Origin of the sequence: Motilimonas sp. E26 (genome assembly GCF_021278025.1) — a bacterium.
In the GTDB taxonomy this organism is placed as follows: Bacteria; Pseudomonadota; Gammaproteobacteria; order Enterobacterales; family CBDFNC01; genus Motilimonas.
In genome coordinates this window covers 197,760-213,662 of record NZ_JAIBHJ010000003.1, presented here as the reverse complement: position 1 = coordinate 213,662, position 15,903 = coordinate 197,760, and the positions used below count along the sequence as shown (strand labels likewise).

The window sequence follows — 15,903 nt, the reverse complement described above, 5'->3', positions numbered from 1 at the left end:
GGGCCTTCGCTGTTATTTTCCGACAAAAAAAACCGGCAAATGCCGGCTTTTTCAATTGTCAGTGTTGTTTAGGCTTATGCCTCTTCAACCTGACCATTGTGATAAACATCTTGTACGTCATCACAATCATTTAGCATGTCTAAGAATTTTTCAAACACCGCAACGTCTTCACCGGTAATCGGCGCTTCGGTTTGTGGTACGAAGGTAATCTCTTCTACATCAAGCTCAACATCAGGCATGGCTTCAGCTAGGGCTGTTTTGGCTTTGTAAAACTCAGTGTGCGGTGCAAATACCGTGATTACGCCATCTTCGTTTTCAATGTCAGTCACATCAACATCGGCCATCATTAACGCTTCAAGTACCGCTTCGTCATCTTCACCCTTAAATGCCAAAATAGCTAAGTGATCAAACATATGTGCCGCTGAGCCAGGTGCACCTAATTTAGCACCGTTTTTCAAAAAGGCTTGACGCACTTCCATATGGGTGCGGTTGGTGTTGTCAGTTAAACAATCCACAATCACCATACAGCCACCAGGACCAAAGCCTTCATAGCGAGCGTGAGAGTAATCTTCACCGCCAGCACCTGACGCTTTTTCAATTGCACGTTCAATAACGTGAGTAGGCACTTGGTCTTTTTTCGACTTTTCAATAATACGTTTTAGGGAGAGGTTGGTGTCGGGATCGGGGCCACCATTTTTTGCTATTACGTATATTTCTTTACCGTATTTCGAATAAACCTTGGTTTTCATTCCGGCTGTTTTAGCCATCGAATCTTTACGGTTCTGGTAAGCTCTTCCCATCTCGTTCTCTCTCGATCTGTATTTGAAAAAATAATGCCGCAGATTTTACCCGCAACCCCCCTGCTAACGCTAGCTTTACCATCAAGCAAAACTGGTTAAACCGAGTTACAGGTCAAATTTCGGGTGAATATACCTAAGTGACTCACGCTGAATGTGCTCAGTGACGTGACTGGGTTCGGTAAATGACAAACAGCCAAAAAACAAAAAACCTGCCGCAGCAGGTTTTCGGTCGTAGGTGAAAATTAACGATTGCGCGCTTTTTTGCGCTCACTGTTTTGCTTCATTTGGTGTTTTTTCACCGAACGGCGAATACGGGTATTTTGCGTGCGCGCTGGGCGCTTATCTACTTTTACCTTGGTTTCGGTTTCAGGCGCAAGGTTAACTGAGCTACGCAGAGCATTCACTTCTTTTAGCGGTAGTTCCATCCAGCCACCTTTTGGCAGCGACTTTGGTAAGTTAAGTTGGCCGTAACGCACGCGGATCAAGCGACTAACTTGCATGCCTTGGCTTTCCCACAAACGTCTTACTTCACGGTTACGCCCTTCACTTAAGGTAACGTTAAACCATTCGTTAATGCCTTCACCGCCAGACTTTTTGATCTTGCTAAAAGAAGCCATGCCATCTTCAAGTTGTACGCCTTCTTTCAAGCGCGCCAACATTTCATCTTCAATTTCGCCAAATACACGCACCGCATATTCACGCTCAATTTCATGACTTGGGTGCATCATGCGGTTGGCTAGCTCACCATCAGTAGTGAACAATAACAAACCAGCGGTGTTAATATCTAAACGCCCTACCGCAATCCAGCGCGAGCCTAAAATACGGGGTAAGCGGTCAAATACCGTGGCGCGGCCATCGCTATCAAAACGCGTACAAAGCTCGCCTTCCGGCTTATGGTACATCAACACACGACACACCACGTCTTCTTCTGCTTTGGTTGCAATAATGCGGCCTTCCACTCGGATCACTTGGTCGGCTTCGGCGCGATCACCCAAGGTGGCAATTTTACCGTCAACACTTACTTTACCGGCTTGGATCAGCTCTTCCATTTTACGACGAGAGCCTACGCCACTACGGGCAAGCACTTTTTGAATCTTTTCACTCATGGTTATTCCTAACACTCATTGGCGCAGTGTAATGAAAACACTGCAAACCCATCATTTTTTATTGGCTATTAAAATTTATGATTAGAAATAAACACATAGCCAACACAAATCGGTTTTGAAGTTGCTTGGATATAAACCTACACAGGGTATGCGCTTAGCAGATGTGTATGCCTACTTCACAGCAGTCAAATCAAAGGGCGCAAATTGTACCAGCTTTGGCGTAAATCACTTAATAAAATCACCACCAAAGCTGATTTTTTCACCACTTTAATTTCTTCGTAATGCTAAATCACTCAAATGCCGATGGATCGCCCGATCCACGGCGAACAATTTCTGGCTCACCTTCTGAAAAATCCACCACTGTGGTTGGTTTTTCAGATAAGAAGCCACCATGAATAATCAGCTCAACATGGCGCTCTAATTTGTCACGGATTTCTTCAGGGTCAAATTCAGTGTGCTCGTTACCAGGTAAAATTAAGCTAGAAGACATCAATGGCTCACCCAGTTTTTCAAGTAATGCCAAGGCTATATTGTTGTCTGGAATACGAATTCCGATGGTTTTTTTCTTTGGGTTCATTAAACGCTTCGGCACTTCTTTGGTCGCTTTGAAAATAAAGGTATAAGCACCTGGGGTGTTATTTTTTAAATAACGAAACGCGGCATTATCGACTCTGGCATAAGATGCTAATTCCGATTGGTCTTTGCATAATAAAGTAAAATTATGATCCTTATCGATATGACGAATTTTACAAATTCGCTCCATTGCTGCCTTATCGCCTAATTGACAACCTAGGGCATAGCCAGAATCGGTAGGGTAAACAATTACGCCACCCTGATGAATAATTTCAACCGCTTGGCTAATCAAGCGTGCTTGTGGGTTATCTGGGTGTACATAAAAAAACTGACTCATCTCAATCCTCTACTTTTACACTCACCAACAAATCTAAGGTGAGTGCTTTTTTTATTATTAATGTTCTTGCCTACGCTAAGCTTCGCTCAACGCTAAAATTTCAGGCCAATCTTGCCAAATTGGCTCAGCATCTTTAGGTAAATATAGGTTACGGCCCAGATCGCACCAGCTGCTGATTAAATGAAAGTCAGACCCTTGCGAGGCTTTAAGGCCAACATCGTTGCCCCATTGCGCTAGATTGACTCTGTCTTGTGGCGATTGTTGTGACATCGCTACCTCTAAGGCATCTCCGCCCGCGGCTTTAAAGTCGTTAAGTAAACGCTTTAGCCACTTATTTGACAACTTATAATGGGTAGGATGCGCCAATACCGCCACCCCACCACTTTGTTTGATGATCGCAATGGCCTCTGCTAACTCAGGCCAATTCGATGGCACATAACCCGGATTTCCCTTGGTTAAATACTTTTTAAACACATTGGGGAATGAGTCAACAATACCGGCATTAACCATGTAGCGGGCAAAATGGGCACGTGTTATGGCTGCATCACCCGCTAACGCTTTTGCTCCCTCATAGGCACCCAAAATGCGTTTTTTTTCTAAGCGCAGCCCCATTTCAATGGCTCTGGCTTCACGTTTTTCACTTTGGCCCTGAATAAACGCCTGCAAAGCAGGATGGTCGATGTCCATACGCAATCCCACCACGTGAATTTCATGGTTTTCCCAACCCGATGAAATTTCAATGCCATTAATCAGCGTTAACGGCAAATCAAGCTCTGCAATCGCTTGGCGAGCGGGTGCAATACCCGCGGTCGTGTCGTGATCGGTAATGGCTAATACATCGACTCGGCGTTCAACGGCTCGCTGTACGAGTTCAGCAGGTGATAACAACCCGTCTGAGGAAGTGGTATGTGAGTGAAAGTCGATTAACATCAATTATCCATAAATATAACTTGACTTTATAGGTCAAATAAAAGAAGAATTAGGCATCATTCATGTAACGAAATCGCCGAGATGCATAATTTAACACATTCTTCTCTAATTTGGTGGTGGCACAATCCAGAATAAGCGGGTTGTGTGGTTTGTTATATGTAAAATATATTAAAGAAAACCGACAAAAAGCCCGCAACTAAGCGGGCTTTTTTCGTATCAGGACGGTTGAAATGCAAATACAGGTAAAAAAACACAATTGGCGATGGTGAATTAACAACTAAACCCTATAAAAACAAAATGTTAATTATATCGGAGTTAAAATGAATACATCAGGATACACAGGCGAACTTGCCACCTTACGCAGGCACAGCCAATACAGCACGGAATCGCTGCCATTATACCAAGCCTTGAGCCGCCCCGGTGATAACAGCTTGCTACTCGATTCCGCAGAAATAGACAGTAAAGCCGACTTAAAAAGTTTAATGCTACTTGATGCCGCTGTGCGCATTGCTTGCCACGGCTTAAACGTGACCATGGAAGCGTTAACGGATAATGGCTATAACTTGTTGGTATTTTTAACTGAGCAGTTTGAATCAAACGTGGCAGTTGAACTCAATGAACGCCGTTTAACATTAACCTTCCCAGCGCCAGATAGAGATTCAGACGAAGACACTCGATTAAAGTCTCATTCCCCAGTGGACGGCCTACGCACCATCATCAACACAGTGAAAACCGAGTCCGACTTAAATGAGGCTTTGTTTATCGGCGGCGCGTTTTCTTATGACTTTATCGGCACCTTTGAAAGTTTGCCAGACGTGCCAAACGGCACCAATCAATGCCCAGATTACCTATTTTATGTCGCTGAAACCTTGCTGCTGCAAGACCACCAGCAACAACAATGTGAGTTGATAGGTTCAGTGTTTAGCGGGCCAAATAGTCAAGCCAACCAAGCCAACATCGAACAACGCCTGCAAGACATCGCTACTCTCTGTGAAAACTTTACCTCTCAGCCCATTACCACCACCGATATCGTGACCAGCAAGGTCAGCGTTGATGTTTCTGATGTTGAGTTTTGCCGTCAGGTTGAAACCCTGAAAAGCTATATCCGCAAGGGTGATATCTTTCAAGTGGTACCTTCACGTAGCTTCTCACTGGAGTGCCCATGTTCATTAAGCGCTTACGGTAAGTTAAAAGAAACCAACCCTAGCCCTTATATGTTTTATTTAAACGACCGTGATTTTGTGTTGTTTGGCGCGTCACCAGAAAGTGCGATTAAGTACTGCCACCAGTCTAATGACGTAGAAATCTACCCGATTGCAGGCACCCGTCGTCGTGGTTTTAATCCCGATGGCAGCATCAATAAAGACCTTGATGGCCGCATTGAATTAGAGCTACGCCTTGATAAAAAAGAAATGTCTGAGCATTTAATGTTAGTGGATTTAGCACGTAACGATGTGGCGCGCATTTCCGAGCCCGGCACTCGCCATGTGGCCGACTTACTCAAAGTTGACCGTTACAGCCATGTGATGCATTTAGTGTCACGGGTGGTGGGTAAACTGCGCAGTGACTTAGACGCGCTGCACGCCTATCAGGCTTGTATGAATATGGGTACCTTAACCGGCGCGCCGAAAATTCGCGCTTCAGAGCTGATTCGTCAAACAGAACAACAGCGCCGCGGCAGCTATGGCGGCGCCGTAGGTTACTTAACCGGTCAAGGCGAAATGGACACGTGTATCGTGATCCGCTCCGCTTTTGTACAAAACCAAGTCGCCCATGTGCAAGCAGGCGCGGGGGTGGTTTATGACTCAAAACCCCAAGCAGAAGCAGATGAAACCCGCAGCAAAGCCGCGGCCGTGTTAAACGCCATTGCCCAAGCGCACGGCACTACATTGGAGGCGGTTAGCAATGTCTAATTCAAATCAAAGCCTTTACACCATTGTGTTACTGGATAATTTTGATTCATTTACTTACAACCTAGTGGATCAATTTCGCAGCTTAGGCCACCCAGTCAAAATCTATCGCAACAGCGTGGATGCCAGCAAAATTAAAGCTGAGATAGACGCTATCCCAGACTCGGTTCTGGTATTATCACCCGGCCCCGGCTGTCCATCTGAAGCAGGTTGCATGCCGGAGTTGATCCAATTGTGTCGTGGTGAAGTACCTATTTTGGGCATATGTTTAGGCCATCAAGCCTTAATTGAACACTATGGCGGCATTGTTGGCCCAGCAGAAGAAATTATGCACGGTAAATCGTCTGACATTAATCACTGCGGCAATCGTATGTTCGCCGGGTTAACTCAGCCCTTACCGGTAGCACGTTACCATTCTTTAGTCGGGACTTTTGTGCCCGATAGCCTTAAAATTGTCGCCAGCTTTAACGACATGCCCATGGCTATTTATCAAGAGCAAGATCGGGTGATCGGGTTTCAATTCCACCCCGAGTCTATTTTGACCAGCGAAGGCGCTAAGCTGCTTGAAGCCAGTTTAGATCTCATTTCGCAGCCAGCGAGCTAAGGACAGCACAATGAGCAATATGTTAGAAACACTACTCGATGGAAAAAACATCAGCGCTGAGCAAAGCCATGAGTTTTTCCGTGAAGTCATCAAAGGCGAAGTGGACCCGATTGTTTTATCGTCGGTATTAACCGCATTAAAACTCAAAGGCGAAACGCCAGAGGAAATTACCGGCGCAGCGTCAGCCTTACTGGAAAGCGCGAAAGACTTCCCTCGCCCTGATTATGCCTTCACCGATATAGTCGGTACCGGCGGTGACGGCTTTGGCACCATCAATATTTCAACCGCCAGCGCCTTTGTTGGCGCTGCCTGTGGTCTAAAGGTGTGTAAACACGGCAGTCGCAGTGTATCAAGTAAATCAGGCGCTTCTGATTTACTTAGCGCCTTTGGCATCAACATTGATATGAGCCCCGAAGTGGCCAGAGCTTGTTTAGATGAGCTAAATGTCTGCTTTATTTTTGCGCCGCAATATCACGCCGGCATGCGCTTTGCCGGCCCGGTTCGCGCCGCCCTAAAAACCCGCACCATTTTTAATGTACTAGGCCCACTGGTGAATCCTGCTCGGCCACAAACAGAGCTTAATGGCGTTTACGACCCAAGCTTACTGCGCCCCATTGCACAGGTGCATAAAACCTTAGGCATGAAGCGCGTGATGGTGGTTCATGGCTCAGGGCTGGATGAGTTTGCCCTTCATGGCCCAACGCAAGTAGCTGAATTGCAAGATGGCATTATTAAAGAATACACAGTCACGCCGGCTGATTTTGGCCTTGAAGAGTACCCAATCGAGGCGATCTTTGGCGGCACACCAGCAGAAAACAAAGCCATTATTGAAAAAATACTCCAAGGCAAAGGCACACCGGGCCAACAAAGTGCAGTAGCGATTAACGTTGCCGCGCTGTTAGTGCTCAATGGTAAAGCCGATAACTTTAAGCACGGCGCAGAGCTTGCCCTCGCCGCCATGAATAGCGGTGAGCCGCTGGCCTTAGTAAACAAACTGGCGGAGATGAGCCAATGCTAATGCAATCAGAACTTGAAAATACCATTTTAGGTAAAATTATTGATGATAAGAAAGTTTGGGTTGAAGCGCGCAAAGCAAGCCAGCCGTTAGCTGAATTTGAACACCTGCTTAAGCCAACAGAGCGCGACTTTTACGCCGCCCTTGAAGCGCCGGGCACCCACTTTATCTTAGAGTGTAAAAAAGCTTCGCCTTCTAAAGGTTTGATCCGTGAAGATTTCGACTTGGATTTAATCGCTAGCGCCTATAAAAATCACGCCAGCGCAATTTCGGTATTAACCGATGAGAAGTACTTCCAAGGTCAATTTGATTATGTCACTCAAGTGCGCAATCAAGTGACACAACCTGTGATCTGTAAAGATTTCGTTATCGACGCTTATCAAATCAAGCTGGCACGCTTGTACCAAGCCGATGCCGTGTTACTCATGCTATCGGTGTTATCTGATGAGGAATATATCGCCCTGGCTAAAGTCGCTCATAGCTACAACATGGGCATACTCACGGAAGTCAGTAACGAACAAGAGATGGCGCGAGCTTTGGCTCTCGATGTACGCATTTACGGCATCAACAACCGTAACCTGCGCGATCTCAGCACCGATTTAAACCGCACCAAAGCGCTTTCTCCATTGGTTCCTGAAGGTAAAGTGGTGATCTGTGAGTCGGGTATTTACCATCACGACCAAGTGAAAGAGCTGCGCCATTTTGCTAAAGGCTTTTTAGTCGGCAGCTCGATTATGTCGCAAGACAACGTTGAGCTGGCTTGTCGCAAGCTTATTTTAGGCAATAACAAAGTGTGTGGCTTAACTTCAGCGACCGATGCCGCCAATGTTTACAGTGCTGGCGCGGTATTAGGCGGCTTGATTTTTGTTGAAAAATCGCCGCGCTGCGTCAACCTTGAGCAAGCCAAAACTATCATGATGGCTGCCCCCCTTGAATACGTGGGCGTGTTTCAAAATCATGATGTTAACGCAGTGGCAGAGCACGCAAAGGCCTTAGGGTTAAACGCAGTGCAGCTACACGGCGACGAAGACCAAACTTACATTGCCACCTTGCGCCCGCTATTACCTGCCGGTTGCGCCATCTGGAAAGCCATTGGCATTGATGGTAGCGAGCCACAGTTATGCCCAACTGCTGACATGCAATTGTTCGACACGCGCACCGCCGCGCAATCGGGTGGTACTGGGCAAGCGTTTGACTGGCAAATTTTAGCCAAACAAAACAAAAGCAATCTGATGCTCGCAGGGGGGATTACCCCAGAGAATGCGCAACACGCGGCCCATCAAGATTGCTTAGGGCTCGATCTGAATTCAGGTGTTGAGTCAGCGCCAGGGATTAAAGACAAACAGAAATTAGACAGCGCATTTGCCGCTATTAGACAGTATTAAAATAACGAATTAAGGCGAAAAGATGAGTAAATTAGACCCGTATTTTGGTGAATTTGGTGGCATGTTTGTGCCACAAATTCTAATGCCAGCCTTGAACCAACTTGAAGAAGAGTTTATTAAGGCACAAAACGATCCTGAGTTTATTGCTGAGTTTAGAGAGTTACTGACCGAATATGCTGGTCGCCCTACTCCACTAACGCTTTGCCAAAACCTAACCAAAGGTAAAAAAACCAAGCTTTACCTAAAACGTGAAGATTTATTACACGGCGGCGCTCATAAAACGAACCAAGTGCTAGGCCAAGCGTTGTTAGCAAAACGCATGGGTAAATCTGAGATCATCGCCGAAACCGGCGCTGGTCAACACGGCGTGGCCACTGCATTAGCATGTGCGCTATTGGGGTTAAAATGTAAAGTTTACATGGGCGCAAAAGACTGTGAGCGCCAGAAGCCAAACGTGTTTCGTATGAAACTAATGGGCGCTGAAGTGATCCCGGTCACGTCTGGCTCATCAACGTTAAAAGATGCCTGTAACGAAGCACTGCGTGATTGGACCGCTAGTTACGACAGAGCCCATTATCTACTGGGCACCGCAGCGGGTCCTCACCCTTTCCCAACCATCGTTCGTGAATTCCAACGCGTGATCGGCGAAGAAGCGAAAGCCCAGCATCTGAAAAAAGAAGGCGTATTACCTGATAAAGTGATTGCCTGTGTGGGCGGTGGCTCCAATGCTATTGGTATCTTCGCTGACTTTATCGAAGATGAAAACGTGCAATTAATTGGCGTAGAGCCAGCAGGTAAAGGCATTGATACCCCGCAACACGGCGCGCCATTGCGTCACGGTCGCAAAGGTATTTTCTTCGGTATGGCATCAATGATGATGCAAGACCAGTTTGGTCAAGTGGAAGAGTCTTACTCGGTATCGGCCGGTTTAGACTTTCCATCCGTTGGCCCGCAACACGCACATCTACACGCCATTGGCCGCGCGCAATATGAGTCAGTCACCGATGATGAAGCATTAGCCGCATTTCACGAGCTAGCACGAAAAGAGGGGATTATCCCCGCCCTTGAATCGGCGCATGCCCTTGCTTATGCCTTAAAAATCATTGAACAAGACGATAAAGAGCAAAGCATCATAGTGAACTTGTCTGGCCGAGGAGATAAAGACATCTTCACAGTGGCTGAGCTATTTGAAGAAAAAGGATTAATGTAATGAGCCAACGTTATGAAAATTGCTTTGCAGCATTAGCAGAGAAAAACCAAGGTGCATTTGTGCCCTTTATCGCCCTTGGCGACCCAACACGCGAGCTATCATTAAAAATTGTTGATTGCTTAGTCGCTGCTGGCGCTGACGCCCTTGAACTGGGTATTCCTTTTTCCGACCCCGTTGCCGATGGCCCAACTATTCAAGATGCGTCAACCCGCGCATTGGAAAACGGCACCAACCCAGACAACTGTTTTGAAATGCTCGCGGAAATTCGCGCTAAGTACCCTGAGCTGCCGATTGGCTTACTGCTTTATGCCAATTTGGTATTCAGCAACGGCATTGATCGCTTTTATCAGCGCTGCGCCGAAGTCGGTGTTGATTCGCTGTTAATTGCCGATGTGCCAGTGGAAGAAAGCGCGCCTTATCGTGAAGCGGCGGCAAAATATAATATTCACCCTATATTTATTGCACCGCCAAATGGCGATGAGCAAACCATGGAGCTAGTGGGTAAATACGGCGGTGGTTACACTTACCTACTGAGCCGCGCGGGCGTGACAGGCGCGGAAACCAAAGCGGGTAAACCAGTAGAAAGTTTATTGGCCAACCTGAATAAATACCAAGCACCGCCCGCACTACTTGGCTTTGGTATCTCAGAGCCAGCACAAGTACAAGAGGCGATTGCAGCGGGTGCTGCTGGCGCAATTTCCGGCTCAGCAGTAGTGAAAATCATTGAGCGTAATTTAAATGATGAAGCCGCACTACTAGCTGAAATGGATAGCTTCATCCGCAGCATGAAAGCAGCCACGCAAAAATAATCGCACAAAGTTATATTGCTGAAACAAAAAACCTCGCCGATGCGAGGTTTTTTACATTTAAGACTATTTTTCAAAAGCTTCTATTTTTTTCCAAATCCCTTCTGCTTCTTGGCTAAGAAAAGCAAAGGACTTCATATCACCACGGCGCTGTGCCAGCATGGCTTGCTCAAGTTTTGCATCGTATTGTTTGCGCAAACGCGCTTCAGGGGGGCCAAATAACCAAGCGAACATAATGAGCCTTATATCACGACTAAAATACTTGATACGCAGCGAGGTGGGAATTAGCTCAGATTCTCGATAAGAAAAACAGAGAGAGTTACTAAGGGTTATGAAATCCACAATGAGCACAATATGAAGCGCGTGTAGAGCGCCCACATTGGCGGCACACGTTAGCGCTAAGCACTAATGTAGTAAAAGTAATTAACCCACCCAAAGCACCGCCCATCGCCCACAATAAAACATGACGATTTTTTTTGTGCGCAGCAATTGCGCACAGCAGCGAAAAGTACACACAGCCTGCCAGCATGTAATAACTCAACATTACGCCCTAGGTGATTAAAATTTGACTTATTAGATATTAAGGTTGCAGTAAAAGCAAGCCAGCCCAATGTGCTCCGTGATGATCATCAAATCAGAGTACCTCACTCATCTTCTATCAGCGTATTTCTTAGCAAAATACCTCGATAGTAATGTCCAAATTTATCTTTAGCATCGACATTTAGGCTATCAGAAATCGTTGACTCATAGTCTGTAACAACGAATGAAGCAGGATCTGCACTACTAATTAATATTTGATCGTCTAAACCAACATCATGATAGTAAACGCGGTACTTATCTTTAACATAACCGCAGTCTAGTAGCGTTAAGGTATGTAAATCCGCATCAGGGATAATTTTAAGTACAGCGCCTGAGATAACAACAAAAGCACGCAAATTATCTCTAACTATTATTCCGCCTTCAAATATCTTAAAGCTGGAAACATCGACATCTATTACTCTGAGTTTGTTGTCATAAATAGCGTAAACATTGGATTTATCTTTAGCAAACAACCAATGATCAACAAGAAAGTGAAAGGTTGCTAAATCGACTTCTGGAATGCAGTTGGCACCTACATACAGTACCCCCTGACAATGGCCAAATATACTCTGATTCTGCAGATTCATGACTGAAAAGAAATCTGGTTTTGCATTTTCAAGGACTTGACCTTCAAAATAAACTCGTTGCCGATCACACCAATAACCATTTCCTGACTCGGATAAACACCTAAATGAACGAGGTTCAGCACCTAAATGAACGAGGTTCAGCACCTAATACTGTTTCACCTTTGAAAAAAATATCAACGCCATCAGTCCCATAACCAGATAGGTTATTTTCACCTTCCACATCTAACGATCTAAAGTTATAAGCAATAGCGGGGATTGATCTACCATCATAGTAAATCCAATCTCGACATCTCAAATACCGGCCACTAGAAGCAATATCAATATATGCGCCAGTGTGGAACAGAAAGTACGAGGAGAGCCAAGGAACAGTCATTAACATGATGAAATAATAAAACCATCCATGCACGCTAAATCCCAAAATACTAAGCTCAAATAACCAACAACAACCCAATAAAAAATATAATGATACGGTAAAGGCAAACCAGCACTTCCATGCATCAGAGTCTGAAATAGAAGCCCGCCAGCAAGTTGGCAACAGCAATGTAAAGTATGCCAACATCCAGATCGTAAGCGAAACATATATCAAGAAAATGAAAAATTCAGGTAGTAACAACACACCTGCGATGATCATTAATCCAATCCAAAGGGTTTTTACACCGCTCTGATTGCTCATACTCATCCCTTATTTAAGAGGCGTTCAAATACACCAATAAAGCCAATCCCTAACGCATAAGCCACCAAGTCCAGCCAATCAAATGTTGCGCCAATGATGATCCGCGCGGCTTGGTGGTCTTGTAGCCCGAGTAAATTGATTAATTGAAAGTACTGCAAAACCTCAAGAGAGCAAGCAAATGCTAAAACAAATATCGCGATGCTTTTTTTGGAGTAAGATAAGCAAGCCACCAAAAGTAAATACAGCCAAATAACGACTAACACATCGCCAAGGAATGGCCGAATAAATGAGTCACGAATAAATAGGGCGATAACAATTAAGGTCAGCAATAGTATAAGACTGCAGACAAAATAACGGGCGTTGAATCTAAACAAAATAATAGCTCTGTAACGCGAAGAACACCGGATAAGCAAAATGCGTAATCACGAAAATTCGGTCATGAATAATTAGCGTCGCAGTATAAATCAAATAAAAATAAAAAAGGAGCCATTTGGCTCCTTTTTCATATTGAGGTTACGTTTAACTTACAAACCTGAAATGTACTCTTCCATATCGGTTTTTAAATTATCTGATTGCGTACCAAAAATAGCTTGGACACCGTCACCTGCTACAACCACACCTTTTGCGCCTAGCTCTTTAAGGCGGTCTTTGTTAACCGCATCAACACTTTTTACGCTGATTCTTAAGCGCGTAATGCATGCGTCTAGGTTGGTGATGTTCTCTTTACCACCAAAGGCAGCGACTAGCTCTTTAGACATTTCAGAACTTTCTACCGCGGCGCTTGTGTCTGCTACATCATCTTCACGACCAGGTGTTTTTAGATCGAGTTTAACAATAGCGACCCGGAAGATAACGTAATAAAGCGCGGCATAGCACATACCCAATAATGGGAACATCCAGCCTTTATTTGAGTTAGCGAATAGCACCACAAAGTCGATTAGACCGTGTGAAAAAGAGGTACCGTGTACCATGCCTAACATATTGGTTAATACAAATGCAGAGCCTGCCAATACAGCGTGGATTGCATAAAGCACAGGCGCTACGAATAAGAAAGCAAATTCGATAGGCTCAGTAATACCTGTTAGAAAGGAGGTAAGCGCAGCGGAGACCATAATGCCACCCACTTTTGCTCGGTTTTCAGGTTTTGCTGTGTGCCAAATGGCAATCGCCGCTGCAGGCAGACCATACATTTTGAACATGAAACCACCCGCTAATTGACCAAAGCCATTGCCGGCAGCACGAGATGCGTCATCCGCTACTTGATAACAGGTTAAGATACCGTTACGCACAGCGCCAGAAGAGTCGAGACATTGACCCGCTTCGAAGAAGAACGGCACGTTCCAGATGTGGTGTAAGCCGAATGGAATCAAACTACGCTCAACCACACCGTAGATACCAAAAGCAACGGTTGGGTTTTGATTAGCTGCCCAGTGTGAGAAAGTAGCAATCACGCCACCAATTGGTGGCCACACAACAGAAAGTACGACACCCAATACGATGGCAAGGAAACCTGTGATAATGGGCACAGCGCGCTTACCAGCAAAGAAACCAAGGTAATCAGGTAACTGGATACGGTAGTAACGATTAAATGCCCACGCCGCTAATGACCCCGCTAAAATACCGCCAAGTACACCCGTCTCATAGTTTTTACTAATCGCCGCCTTAAGCGTGGCTAAATCGGCTTCCGATAACACTTGGCCCGCCGCCTTGGCTGCCTCTACCGCTGAGTTAAAGTCTAACCCCGCCATGACACTTAATGTTGCCTTCATAATGCCGAAACCAACGATAGCAGCCAATGCAGCAACACCGTCGTTTTTAGTGAAGCCTAACGCCACACCCACAGCAAATAACAAGGCCATTTGACCAAATACTGAGTCACCCGCGTTCATCATTAGCTGGGAAACAAGATCTGGAAGGAAACTAAACTTGGCGGCACCCACCCCAAGTAGGATACCTGCAACAGGTAACACTGATACTGGTAGCATCAGTGATTTACCCACTTTTTGCAGATTTGCAAACAGTGCTTTAAACATATCAACTCTCCTCGATTTAAAATTTCACCGGACTTTGCCGCCATATAACATGGCCCCAGCGCATGAGTTAATTAAAGCACAGGATTGAGGAATGGAAACTTGTTACAGTTCAAAAACTTACCCCTTGCAATGTAACAAAGAGTAACAATTAAAAGCCTTTAAAAACAATTAGTTGAATTGAGTGAGTCGATAAAACAAGGAACTTAGTTACCAAGTAGGAACACAGGTCACCAACGGTAACGCTTATTTAAGTCAAATATACTGAATTCAAGTTAAATAAGCGCAGATATCATACGGAAAAGCGGTCAATACCACATGTTTTTAGCACGCGTTCAAAATCAGCAGGCAAGGGGGCATCAATAACAGTGGCGTGCTGCGTTATCGGGTGAGTAAATGCTAACTGCGCAGCATGTAGCAATAGGCGGTGGTTATTAAGCTGCTGCTTAGAGAACGCATTCTGTTTGCCATCACCATGACTGGTGTCACCTATAATGGGGTGGCGCAAATGGGCTAGGTGTCGCCTTAATTGGTGTTTACGCCCTGTTTTTGGCATAAGTTGCATCAAACTAAAACGTGCGGTGGCGTAGCGACCGACTGCAAACGGCAATTCAACTTGCTGTAAACATTGATATTGCGTTACCGCCTCTTTGAACGTTGCAGCTTGGCTAGCATGCTTATCTGCTATTTTGTCTAATTCTTCTTTTAATGGGTAATCAAGTTCACCATCGCCACACCAACCACGCACTAGGGCATAATACATTTTTGTTGGTGCGCGCTCAGCAAACTGTTCGCTCATCAGCCTAGCCACGTCAGAGCTTAGTGCAAACAACAGTACGCCCGAAGTAGGACGATCAAGGCGGTGAATGGGATAGACATATTGGCCAAGTTGGTCGCGTAGCATTTGCATGGCAAATTGGGTGGCGCCTTTGTCCAGCCAGCTGCGGTGAACCAATAACCCTGATGGCTTATTTATGGCAACTAAATACTCATCTTGATAAACAATGTCCAGTAATGAGACGGGCTCATCTTGAGTTAAGAGTGTATCTATTTGGCTAATGATCCGCATCACCTCATCGGTGGGTTTAGTTTCTAATTTAAATGCTTCTTCTGCCATTGGCAGCACAGCAATCTTACTTGGCAACGGCATTTGTTGCTCTGCCATCAAGGACAATTTGGGGTGAAACACAAACTGTAACCATTGCGCAAAGGTTAACGTATCAACACAAAACGGCGCTTGACTGGCAAGGGCCTCATCGCTTGGTATGTCTGCTTGCCACAACTGGGCTTGCTGCATCGATTGTTTAAGTTGTGCCAATAAGGGTAACAAAGATAAGGCTTGACTCATGATGTCCTTG

Annotated in this window: 16 protein-coding genes and 1 pseudogene; 6 read left to right on the top strand and 11 right to left on the bottom strand. The window is 45.4% G+C overall.

The window, feature by feature from the left end:
- Positions 1–74: 74 nt before the first annotated feature.
- From K1M91_RS03880 to K1M91_RS03865, 4 genes are all read right to left on the bottom strand, one after another.
- Complete coding sequence (locus tag K1M91_RS03880) at positions 75–800, bottom strand: YebC/PmpR family DNA-binding transcriptional regulator (RefSeq protein ID WP_232800235.1); 726 nt, start codon at positions 798–800, stop codon at positions 75–77.
- 242 nt (positions 801–1,042) lie between these two features.
- Positions 1,043–1,906 carry a 23S rRNA pseudouridine(2605) synthase RluB gene (gene rluB, locus K1M91_RS03875; protein WP_232800234.1) on the bottom strand — a complete coding sequence of 288 codons (864 nt, stop codon included), beginning with the start codon at positions 1,904–1,906 and terminating at the stop codon, positions 1,043–1,045.
- 289 nt (positions 1,907–2,195) lie between these two features.
- A complete protein-coding gene (locus K1M91_RS03870; protein WP_232800233.1) occupies positions 2,196–2,816 on the bottom strand; it encodes an L-threonylcarbamoyladenylate synthase in 621 nt (206 codons plus the stop codon).
- 75 nt (positions 2,817–2,891) lie between these two features.
- Complete coding sequence (locus K1M91_RS03865) at positions 2,892–3,746, bottom strand: PHP domain-containing protein (RefSeq protein WP_232800232.1); 855 nt, start codon at positions 3,744–3,746, stop codon at positions 2,892–2,894.
- A 320-nt stretch (positions 3,747–4,066) separates the two neighbouring features.
- Between K1M91_RS03865 and K1M91_RS03860 the strand changes: the two genes are divergently transcribed.
- Genes K1M91_RS03860 through trpA form a run of 6 tightly spaced genes read left to right on the top strand, consistent with a single transcriptional unit; the run spans position 4,067 to position 10,679 of the window.
- Positions 4,067–5,659 carry an anthranilate synthase component 1 gene (locus K1M91_RS03860; RefSeq protein WP_232800231.1) on the top strand — a complete coding sequence of 531 codons (1,593 nt, stop codon included), beginning with the start codon at positions 4,067–4,069 and terminating at the stop codon, positions 5,657–5,659.
- Positions 5,652–6,260, top strand: coding sequence for an aminodeoxychorismate/anthranilate synthase component II (locus tag K1M91_RS03855; protein WP_232800230.1), 609 nt, complete (start codon positions 5,652–5,654; stop codon positions 6,258–6,260). The genes K1M91_RS03860 and K1M91_RS03855 overlap by 8 nt, the downstream gene beginning before the upstream one ends.
- A gap of 10 nt (positions 6,261–6,270) precedes the next feature.
- Positions 6,271–7,278 (top strand): anthranilate phosphoribosyltransferase, encoded by a 1,008-nt coding sequence (trpD, locus tag K1M91_RS03850; protein WP_232800229.1) that lies wholly within the window; start codon positions 6,271–6,273, stop codon positions 7,276–7,278.
- Complete coding sequence (gene trpCF, locus K1M91_RS03845) at positions 7,272–8,660, top strand: bifunctional indole-3-glycerol-phosphate synthase TrpC/phosphoribosylanthranilate isomerase TrpF (RefSeq protein WP_232800228.1); 1,389 nt, start codon at positions 7,272–7,274, stop codon at positions 8,658–8,660. The genes trpD and trpCF overlap by 7 nt, the downstream gene beginning before the upstream one ends.
- 22 nt (positions 8,661–8,682) lie before the next feature.
- Positions 8,683–9,870 carry a tryptophan synthase subunit beta gene (trpB, locus tag K1M91_RS03840; protein ID WP_232800227.1) on the top strand — a complete coding sequence of 396 codons (1,188 nt, stop codon included), beginning with the start codon at positions 8,683–8,685 and terminating at the stop codon, positions 9,868–9,870.
- A complete protein-coding gene (gene trpA / locus K1M91_RS03835) occupies positions 9,870–10,679 on the top strand; it encodes a tryptophan synthase subunit alpha (RefSeq protein ID WP_232800226.1) in 810 nt (269 codons plus the stop codon). Before trpB ends, trpA begins: the two co-directional genes overlap by 1 nt.
- Positions 10,680–10,742: 63 nt before the next feature.
- On the opposite strand, the gene K1M91_RS03830 is transcribed toward trpA, so the two are convergent.
- The 7 genes and pseudogenes from K1M91_RS03830 to K1M91_RS03800 form a co-directional block, all read right to left on the bottom strand.
- A complete protein-coding gene (locus K1M91_RS03830; RefSeq protein WP_232800225.1) occupies positions 10,743–10,910 on the bottom strand; it encodes a DUF6435 family protein in 168 nt (55 codons plus the stop codon).
- A gap of 410 nt (positions 10,911–11,320) precedes the next feature.
- Positions 11,321–11,986: a DKNYY domain-containing protein gene (locus K1M91_RS03825; protein WP_232800224.1), complete on the bottom strand. Its 666-nt coding sequence runs from the start codon at positions 11,984–11,986 to the stop codon at positions 11,321–11,323.
- A complete protein-coding gene (locus tag K1M91_RS03820) occupies positions 11,958–12,515 on the bottom strand; it encodes a hypothetical protein (RefSeq protein ID WP_232800223.1) in 558 nt (185 codons plus the stop codon). Before K1M91_RS03820 ends, K1M91_RS03825 begins: the two co-directional genes overlap by 29 nt.
- A 2-nt stretch (positions 12,516–12,517) precedes the next feature.
- The gene (locus tag K1M91_RS03815) at positions 12,518–12,844 is read right to left on the bottom strand and encodes a DUF2809 domain-containing protein (protein ID WP_232800222.1); all 327 of its coding nucleotides are present in this window, start codon (positions 12,842–12,844) and stop codon (positions 12,518–12,520) included.
- Between the two features lie 195 nt (positions 12,845–13,039).
- Complete coding sequence (gene ptsG, locus K1M91_RS03810) at positions 13,040–14,548, bottom strand: PTS glucose transporter subunit IIBC (RefSeq protein WP_232800221.1); 1,509 nt, start codon at positions 14,546–14,548, stop codon at positions 13,040–13,042.
- A 289-nt stretch (positions 14,549–14,837) separates the two neighbouring features.
- Complete coding sequence (gene truC, locus K1M91_RS03805; protein WP_232800325.1) at positions 14,838–15,614, bottom strand: tRNA pseudouridine(65) synthase TruC; 777 nt, start codon at positions 15,612–15,614, stop codon at positions 14,838–14,840.
- Positions 15,597–15,893: pseudogene (locus tag K1M91_RS03800) on the bottom strand (YqcC family protein); the annotation flags it as partial. The gene truC and the pseudogene K1M91_RS03800, both read right to left, overlap by 18 nt.
- Positions 15,894–15,903: the final 10 nt, after the last annotated feature.

Coding starts and splice junctions, on each gene's coding strand:
- K1M91_RS03855 (WP_232800230.1), top strand. CDS start 5,652: ATGTCTAATTCAAATCAAAGCCTTTACACCATTGTGTTACTGGATAAT.
- trpCF (WP_232800228.1), top strand. CDS start 7,272: ATGCTAATGCAATCAGAACTTGAAAATACCATTTTAGGTAAAATTATT.
- K1M91_RS03870 (WP_232800233.1), bottom strand. CDS start 2,816: ATGAGTCAGTTTTTTTATGTACACCCAGATAACCCACAAGCACGCTTG.
- trpB (WP_232800227.1), top strand. CDS start 8,683: ATGAGTAAATTAGACCCGTATTTTGGTGAATTTGGTGGCATGTTTGTG.
- truC (WP_232800325.1), bottom strand. CDS start 15,614: ATGCGGATCATTAGCCAAATAGATACACTCTTAACTCAAGATGAGCCC.
- K1M91_RS03880 (WP_232800235.1), bottom strand. CDS start 800: ATGGGAAGAGCTTACCAGAACCGTAAAGATTCGATGGCTAAAACAGCC.
- K1M91_RS03860 (WP_232800231.1), top strand. CDS start 4,067: ATGAATACATCAGGATACACAGGCGAACTTGCCACCTTACGCAGGCAC.
- trpA (WP_232800226.1), top strand. CDS start 9,870: ATGAGCCAACGTTATGAAAATTGCTTTGCAGCATTAGCAGAGAAAAAC.
- K1M91_RS03830 (WP_232800225.1), bottom strand. CDS start 10,910: ATGTTCGCTTGGTTATTTGGCCCCCCTGAAGCGCGTTTGCGCAAACAA.
- trpD (WP_232800229.1), top strand. CDS start 6,271: ATGAGCAATATGTTAGAAACACTACTCGATGGAAAAAACATCAGCGCT.
- K1M91_RS03865 (WP_232800232.1), bottom strand. CDS start 3,746: ATGTTAATCGACTTTCACTCACATACCACTTCCTCAGACGGGTTGTTA.
- ptsG (WP_232800221.1), bottom strand. CDS start 14,548: ATGTTTAAAGCACTGTTTGCAAATCTGCAAAAAGTGGGTAAATCACTG.
- K1M91_RS03820 (WP_232800223.1), bottom strand. CDS start 12,515: ATGAGCAATCAGAGCGGTGTAAAAACCCTTTGGATTGGATTAATGATC.
- rluB (WP_232800234.1), bottom strand. CDS start 1,906: ATGAGTGAAAAGATTCAAAAAGTGCTTGCCCGTAGTGGCGTAGGCTCT.